Genomic DNA, 1,305 nt, shown 5'->3' with positions numbered 1-1,305 from the left:
GCTCAACTCTGGGCATGAACGAGCGACTCCTCCGGGCAATCGATGACAGGCGCGACGATGTCGTCGCGCTGACCACTGAGCTGATCCGTTTTCCGACCATCAATCCACCCGGCGAGGCCTATCGGCCATGCGCCGAATATCTCGGCGCGCGGCTGAAGAAGAGTGGTTTCGAGACCGAATTCATCCGCGCCGAAGGCACGCCCGGCGACACCGACCGCTACCCGCGCGTCAATGTCGTTGCCCGTTTCGACGGAAGATCGTCAGGCGCCTGCGTCCACTTCAACTCGCATATCGACGTGGTCGAAGCCGGCGACGGCTGGACCGTCGATCCTTTCGCCGGCATCGTCAAAGACGGCAAGGTCTATGGTCGCGGGGCCTGCGACATGAAGGGCGGACTGGCCGCCTCGATCATCGCAGCCGAAGCCTTCCTGGAAGTCTTCCCCGACTTTCCCGGCGCCATCGAAATATCCGGCACCGTCGACGAGGAGTCCGGCGGCTTCGGCGGCGTCGCCCATCTGGCCAGACTCGGCTATTTCTCAAAACCCAGGGTCGACCACGTCATCATTCCCGAGCCGCTCAACAAGGACCGCATCTGCCTCGGGCATCGCGGCGTCTGGTGGGCGGAGATCGAGACCAAGGGCGAGATCGCGCACGGCTCGATGCCGTTTCTCGGCGACAATGCGGTGCGCCACATGGGCGCCGTGCTGAGGGCTTTCGAGGACGAGCTGTTCCCTGCGCTTGACCGCAAGATGACGCGCATGCCCGTCGTGCCCGAAGGGGCTAAACGCTCGACCATGAACATCAATTCGATCCATGGCGGCCAGACCGAGGACTTCCGGCCCGGCCTGCCGTCGCCCAACGTGCCCGACTCCTGCCGGCTGACCATCGACCGTCGCTTCCTCCTCGAGGAAGATCTCGACGCCGTCAAAGGCGAAGTGACCGGTATTCTCGACCGGCTAAAGCGCGAGCGGACAAAATTCGACTACGAAATCCGCGACCTGATGGAAGTGCTGCCGCTGATGACCGAGCGCGACGCCCCGGTGGTCAAGGCGGTTGCGCAAGGCATCATGGCGATCTTCGACCGCGAACCCGACTATGTCATTTCGCCCGGCACCTACGACCAGAAGCACATTGCGCGCATCGGCCATATCTATGATTGCATCGCCTATGGGCCGGGCATTCTCGACCTCGCCCACCGGCCGGACGAATGGGTCGGGATATCGGACATGGTAGAATCGGCCAAGGTGATGGCGATAGGGCTCAATGTGCTGCTGCGCGGCACAGCCGCGGGGTAAGGCGCACCGC

General features: G+C 63.4%; 1 protein-coding gene. It reads left to right on the top strand.

Features of this window, described 5'->3' with window-relative positions; all coding sequences use genetic code 11:
• Positions 1-14 precede the first annotated feature (14 nt).
• A complete protein-coding gene (locus tag EOD15_RS34425) occupies positions 15-1,295 on the top strand; it encodes an acetylornithine deacetylase/succinyl-diaminopimelate desuccinylase family protein (protein ID WP_127322487.1) in 1,281 nt (426 codons plus the stop codon).
• Positions 1,296-1,305 lie beyond the last annotated feature (10 nt).

The organism is Mesorhizobium sp. M7A.T.Ca.US.000.02.2.1, assembly GCF_003996995.1.
GTDB lineage: Bacteria > Pseudomonadota > Alphaproteobacteria > Rhizobiales > Rhizobiaceae > Mesorhizobium.
The sequence above is the reverse complement of the archived record's forward strand: the minus strand, read 5'-3'. Positions and strand labels throughout refer to the sequence as shown.

Coding starts and splice junctions, on each gene's coding strand:
- EOD15_RS34425 (WP_127322487.1), top strand. CDS start 15: ATGAACGAGCGACTCCTCCGGGCAATCGATGACAGGCGCGACGATGTC.